Genomic DNA, 6,750 nt, shown 5'->3' with positions numbered 1-6,750 from the left:
ATATTAAGAAATTTATTCTTATTAACGTTCATAAAGAACTATGTTTTCCATGGCAAAGATAATGGTAGAGGAAAAACGTCCCAATATACCATTCTGATTTTCAACAGATTACAATAAAATCAAAATGTATTCTTTTTTCCTTTACCAAAGGATCTATTTTTTATACAACCAAGAAGTCTTTTTGTTCTCCAATAATTACAAATATACTTTATTCACACACCAGCTTATCCGTATTCATCCTCGTCATATATTGCTGAATTATTGCCTTCAACTCTGATTCCATAGAAGATTGTATTTCGGGCAAAGTACCTAGCAAATTATGTTCCAGCAAACGATCTGAAACAAAGTCATACAGGGCAACCGGCTCTTTACCATCAAACTGAAGTAAATAACGACCTTTATGATATTGATAAACACCGCCTATATAGTTCACAGCAAAAGTCTGATCGGCGGGAGTAGTGAGCAAATCACATCCGAAAGAAATGTAAGGCTTGTCATATCCCAAATATCCCAATACAGTGGGCATTATATCTATTTGTTGGGCTATAGCATCGATATGCCCTTTCAATGTACTACCCGGCTGATAAAAAATGACGGGTACAGCAAATGTGCCGCTTTCAGTCATATATTCGGGATGTTCCGTTTGATTGGTATGATCGGCCGTGATCACAAACAACGTATTATTGAACCAGGGTTCATGAGAAGCCTTCTCAAAAAAACGCTTCAACGCATAATCCGAATAACCAATACACTGATGAATAGGCAATGTCCCTTTGGGAAACTTACCCGCATATCGTTTGGGTATTACAAACGGATGATGGGAAGAAGCACTAAAAAGAGCAGCTGCAAAAGGTTGACGGAAAGAAGAAAGTTCATCTGCAAAAAACTGGAAAAACTCTTCGTCCCAGATAGCCCAGCGACCGTCAAAATCATCATCATTGTTATATTCTGTACGTCCGTAATAATCCTGAAAACCTGTAGCTCGCGAGAAAGCTTCAAAGCCCATTGAACCATTTTCGGCACCATGGAAAAAAGCAGTATAGTATCCCTTTTTACGTAACTCACCCCCAATACCGGATACTTTATTCATTGAAGCCGGTGTCAGAAAAAAGGGTTCTACAAACATAGGAATACCGGACAATACGGAAGGCATCCCATCAATACTTTTGTGCCCGTTGGCAAAAGAATATTCAAATGTGAGGCTCTCTGAAATCAATGAATCCAGGAACGGGGTATATCCCTTATAAGCTCCCCCATCCAAATCTTTATTTAAAGCACCAATGTATTCCTTTCCGAAGCTCTCCATGATAAATACCACCACATTCAGCGGACGGAACTGCACACTATCCGCCGGAGTATGGACAGGTGTATAAACGACCTCCATCGCAGCCTCATCTTTATAATAGGCAGGTACTACAAACGGCTTTTTACCAATAGTACGTATCATCGCAAAAGGAGTATTAAGCACCAGCCCTGTCTCAATGGGACGATTGACATATTGGTTGGCATTACTAACCGTAATAGGTCGCACAGCAGCTCCGATACCACCACGCATACCAAATATGCAAAAAGGTATGACAGCAACAAGACAAACCAACTGCATTCCATAATAACTCCACGGATTCAGATTCTCTGATTTTCCCAAAGGCTTTCTGTATAACTTAAACATACCATAAATCAACACAACAGCCAGCAAAGTCAGATACCAATGATTCAGCAACTCTACTCCGATAATGCCTGCTATATTATTCTCATTACTGAATTCATTGAAAACGGAAGCAGTGGTCCGGCGATTGGTAAACTGAAAATAGACCGTATCCATCAGATTCATAATCAGGGCAATACTATTAGTAAAGACAAAAACGCCTTTTGTCACTTGCTGATAGCGTTTATATTCTTTATAGTGTAATGGGAAAAACATCAGAAGAATGTACAAAGCATTGATATAAACAATAGCAGACGTATCAAAAACCAGCCCCCCTTTAAGTATTGTCATTAATTCAGCGCCTGTCAATTCTGAATAATAAGAGTAATTGACCCACAAAAAAACAAACCGACAAATCATAAAAAGAAGATAGGACAGCGCCAGATTACATAGTGCAGCAAGCACCACTCGTATATAAGGAAGGAAAGAAAGAGATCGTTTCATATTAATGTAATATCAAGTATAACAGCGACAAAATTAATATATTTAATTGGTTCTGCCATTAAAATACCCAAAAACACTTACCTTTGCAACCTATAAACCAGAAATTATAAAACGAATGAAAATAGCTTTTGATGCCAAAAGAGCAGCACAAAACCGCACAGGTCTCGGCAATTACAGCCGCTTTGTTATTGAAGGCTTAAGCCGTTACTACCCTGAAAACAAATACCTGTTGTACACTCCCAATGAACGAAAAGCAAAGTTATTGGGTAATTTGTCACAGCAAGAGAATTGTGTTGTCTGTTATCCAGATAAAGCGATCTGGAAAAATCTACCTTCATTGTGGCGTGTCAGCGGCATCAAAGGACAGCTGCAAAACGATCATCCGGCTATTTTCCACGGGCTTAGTAATGAACTCCCTTTAGGGATCGAACGGTTGAAAGAAATCAAAAGTATCGTTACGATTCATGACTTGATTTTCCTTCGCTATCCTAACTTTTACTCGTATATAGACCGTAACATATATACTTATAAATTTCGCCGGGCTTGCCAGATAGCCAGTAGTATTATCGCTGTAAGCGAATGTACCAAAAGAGACATTATACACTATTTTAATATTCCGGCAGAAAAAATAAAAGTTATTTATCAAGGATGTGATGAAAGTTTTCTCCACCCGGCAGACTCCGGTTTGAAAGAAGAAGCACGCAAACAATACGGGCTTCCGGAAAAATATCTTTTATATGTGGGAAGTATTGAAAGCCGCAAAAACCTGTTGTTAATAGCTAAGGCCCTTACAAAAGCTTCTTGTGACTTACCTTTGGTAGCGATAGGAAAACATACCCCTTATGCAGATACCGTTCTTCAGTATGCGCGGGAGAACGGACTGTCGAATCGGCTTCTAATGTTGCACAACGTTTCGTTCCGTTATTTCCCTGCTATCTACCAGATGGCCTCTCTATTTATCTATCCAAGTTTTTTTGAGGGATTCGGTATTCCCATTCTGGAAGCATTAAACAGTAAAATTCCTGTAATCGGAGCTACAGGTTCTTGCCTGGAAGAAGCAGGTGGAGACCATTCCATCTACATAAATCCCGAAAATGAACAGGAACTTGCTGATGCCATAGATCGAGTCATGGCAAATCCCACCTTACAACAGGAAATGGTTGAAAAAGGAACAGAGTATGCTGCTCGTTTCGGACAAGAGACATTAACCCGGCAAATGATGGAACATTACCTCTCGCTGTAAAATTATTATTTCTGATTTCTTCTCAGATATTCTTCGTAGGTTCTTTTCCACCGATTATGACTCCACAGCCAATACTGAGGAGCTCGCTGAATAGTCGCCTCCAGGCGCCGAGCATAATCAACCGTTATTTCATAATTCGGGAAGGATTTGGGTTGATCGGTCATCAGGATAAACTCTGCATGATAATACCCTCTTCTTACTCTTTGTACATCTATATACACTACTACAGCATCGGTTGCTTTAGCAATGCCTTCTGCACCAACAAAGAATGAGGACTTATGATTCAGAAAATCAGTCCACATATTCACAAAATTCCAGTTGGGAGACTGATCGGATATAAAGCCAATGATGAAACGTTTATTCTGCTGTTTATAACGTACCAATTGACGTAAAGCCATGAACATCTCTATATTAACTGCACGAAAACGACTTCGCATTCGCAGGAATAGCTGATCAAAAGCCGGACTTTCCAATCGGTGATAAATCTGTCCTACCACAAGGTCTTTATCAATATCTAAATGTAAAGGTAAAGAAGCCACCCACTCCCAATTACAATAGTGGCCCAGATAAGCGACACAATCTCTATCCTTTATAATTTCATTTATCTTTTCCACACCACCAAAAGTCATCCGCCTGCGTATCTGCTTTTCGCTCATAGAAAACAGCTTAATCGTTTCCACCATATAATCACAAAAATAATGATAGAATGCTTTCTCTATTCTTTGTATCTCCCCCAACTCCTTTTCAGGGAAAGATTCAATCAGATTTTTCCGAACAATCTTCCTGCGATAACGAACACAATAATAAAGTGGAAAATACAATAAGTCAGAGAATATATAGAGAAATCGCAACGGTAATAAAGAAGCAACAAACCAAAAGAAAAAAACAAAATAATATAAAACAGTTTTCATACTCTCACTTATTTTTATGCTTAAAAACCCAACGAAGTAATAAAAAATTTATTGGAACTGCAATAGCCAAAACTAAAACAGGAGCCAACACCTTTGAAATTCCTAAATACAAGAAAAGGTTCAGAAAAGACAAATGAATCAAATAGTTAACCAGATGGCTTCCTCCAAAACCCAAGGCCTTCCTGATAGAAGGTGAACTATGGAAAGTAAGATACGAAGTGAGAAAGAAATTACATATCAAGCTAATCAAATATCCCACTGTATAGGCAACATTTACATTAATCCTTGTTTGTAACAGATAATAAACCCCATAATGTAAACCCGAAGCTAATACCCCGACCACACAAAACCGAATAAATTCGTATCGCTTTTCTCTTGATTTCAACATTCCTTCCATTATCTTACCTTAGTCGTGCACAGTCTTCGCATCCGGATTCTCCGTATCTTCATTATTCAATAAAACAGATTCAATATTATAACGGGGTCTATCTTTCACCTCAATATATATTTTCCCAATATATTCGCCCACAACTCCAAGGCTAATCAAAATTACAGCTCCCACAAACCAGACTGAAAGCATCAGTGAAGTCCACCCCGGAACAACATGACCAATCCAGAGTGAATGTAAGATATAGACCAATACTCCCACAGTTATTAATAGAAACAGTAGTCCTGCCAGAAGGATCATTCTCACCGGTCTCACAGAAAAGGAGGTAATGCCGTCTATCGCGAAGTTCAGCATTTTACTAAAGGGATATTTAGATTCTCCTGCAAATCGCTCAACCCGGTCATAATATACAGAAGCCGTATTATAACCGATTAATGGCACAATGCCTCTAAGAAAAAGATTTCTTTCACGAAACTTACACAACTGTTCAATGGCTCTCTTGCTCATTAGACGATAGTCAGCATGATTATAAACCGACTTTATCCCCATAGCACGCATGAACTTATAAAAGCTTAAAGCTGTAAAACGTTTAAAGAAAGTATCAGAGGTTCTGCTTTTACGTACGCCATAAACGATATCAAATCCTTCTTTATATTTAATGACCATTTCTTCTATAACAGCAGTATCATCCTGCAAGTCGGCATCAATAGAAATGACTATATCGCAAAATCTTCCGGCAACAGTAAGCCCCGCCATTAATGCATTCTGATGTCCTACATTACTGGCTAAATTGACCCCACAAATAGATTTATTATTTGAATGAAGAGTTGAAATCAAAGACCATGTTCCATCTGTACTTCCATCATTTACGTAAAGAATAAAACTATTGGGCGTTATCAGTTTCCTGTTGACGAGCGCCTCCATCACCTTGGTCAAACGTTTGGTTGTTTCAACCAATACCGCTTCTTCTTTATAACAGGGAACAACAATGGCAAGTCTCATTTCTTCTTTACTTTTCCGGTTAATCAATCAACAGGCCTTCCACTTTACTTATTATCTGCTCTGGTTTAATATTTCTCATACAAGCATAATCCCCGCGAAAACAAGGTTTCTGCCCATATACCGAACAGGGACGGCAAGATAAATCAAGCTGTACTGTATTGATTGGCAACTGTTTCCAGCCCATAAAACCAGCGTAAGGATGAGTTGCTCCCCAAACGGAAACCACCGGAGTATTTACCAGCGAAGCCAAATGCATATTAGCCGAATCCATAGAAAGCATTACATCCAGGTGGCTCATCAGATTCAGCTCCGTATTCATATTTAATTTACCGATCATAGACGTCACAGATGGGTACTTTGACATCCATGAATCAAATACATTCTGTTCTCTCATTCCACCGCCAAACAGAAACACTTTAACATCCGGACGTTGAGCGAAATGGGCGACCACTTTCTCTTGTAATTCTATAGGATATATTTTTCCTTCATGCTTGGCAAAAGGAGCAATACCAATCCATTTTATCCCTTTCTCTTTGGCTCCGGTTACAGGTTCTATTAAAGAGAAATCTCCTTTTCCTTCGCCATAGACAGAAGTAAAATTCAACAAGACCGGGAAACCCAACTCCTCCAATACATCTGCATAGTGCCTGAAAGAGCTTTTCTGGTTCTCCAATACCTTGTTATGGCGCCGTACTAATTTCTTTTTCCCTTTTCGACCTTTATCAATAAATGCTACCGGAACTCCGGACATTCTAAACCTTAAACGGATATATTTCGTACGCAGCACATTATGAAAATCAGCCACATAGTCGAAATGAAGTTTTTTCAACTCCGAATAAAGTATATTCAATCCCCAGAATCCTTTGTGCTTACCGGTAAGATCTGCGCTTATAAAGTGTACATTGGATGGTAGACCTTGAAAAAGAGGCTGTAGCACCCCACGACTCAACACAGTAATTTCATGCTGAGGATACTGGGCTGCCAACGAATAGACTACCGGAATAGTCATGGCAACATCACCAAGTGCTGAGAATCGAATTATAAGAATACGGGCCAT

General features: G+C 39.1%; 6 protein-coding genes. 1 reads left to right on the top strand and 5 read right to left on the bottom strand.

Annotation, left to right across the window (positions count from 1 at the left end; genetic code table 11):
* Positions 1–208: 208 nt before the first annotated feature.
* Entirely contained in the window at positions 209–2,149 is a 1,941-nt protein-coding gene (locus HCG69_RS14745; RefSeq protein ID WP_221650660.1) for an LTA synthase family protein, read from the bottom strand.
* A gap of 115 nt (positions 2,150–2,264) precedes the next feature.
* On the opposite strand from HCG69_RS14745, the gene HCG69_RS14740 reads away from it, so the two are divergent.
* A complete protein-coding gene (locus tag HCG69_RS14740) occupies positions 2,265–3,392 on the top strand; it encodes a glycosyltransferase family 1 protein (protein ID WP_221650659.1) in 1,128 nt (375 codons plus the stop codon).
* A gap of 5 nt (positions 3,393–3,397) precedes the next feature.
* Here HCG69_RS14740 and HCG69_RS14735 read toward each other — a convergent pair whose 3' ends face one another.
* From HCG69_RS14735 to HCG69_RS14720, 4 genes are read right to left on the bottom strand one after another with little or no spacing between them, the layout of a single operon-like run.
* Entirely contained in the window at positions 3,398–4,303 is a 906-nt protein-coding gene (locus tag HCG69_RS14735; RefSeq protein ID WP_002558690.1) for a lysophospholipid acyltransferase family protein, read from the bottom strand.
* 4 nt (positions 4,304–4,307) lie between these two features.
* Positions 4,308–4,691: a GtrA family protein gene (locus tag HCG69_RS14730; protein ID WP_221650665.1), complete on the bottom strand. Its 384-nt coding sequence runs from the start codon at positions 4,689–4,691 to the stop codon at positions 4,308–4,310.
* An 18-nt stretch (positions 4,692–4,709) separates the two neighbouring features.
* Positions 4,710–5,693 (bottom strand): glycosyltransferase family 2 protein, encoded by a 984-nt coding sequence (locus tag HCG69_RS14725; protein WP_221650658.1) that lies wholly within the window; start codon positions 5,691–5,693, stop codon positions 4,710–4,712.
* Between the two features lie 19 nt (positions 5,694–5,712).
* The gene (locus HCG69_RS14720) at positions 5,713–6,750 is read right to left on the bottom strand and encodes a glycosyltransferase family 9 protein (RefSeq protein ID WP_221650657.1); all 1,038 of its coding nucleotides are present in this window, start codon (positions 6,748–6,750) and stop codon (positions 5,713–5,715) included.

Origin of the sequence: Bacteroides sp. K03, assembly GCF_019734355.1 — a bacterium.
In the GTDB taxonomy this organism is placed as follows: domain Bacteria; phylum Bacteroidota; class Bacteroidia; order Bacteroidales; family Bacteroidaceae; genus Bacteroides; species Bacteroides nordii.
The sequence above is the reverse complement of the archived record's forward strand: the minus strand, read 5'-3'. Positions and strand labels throughout refer to the sequence as shown.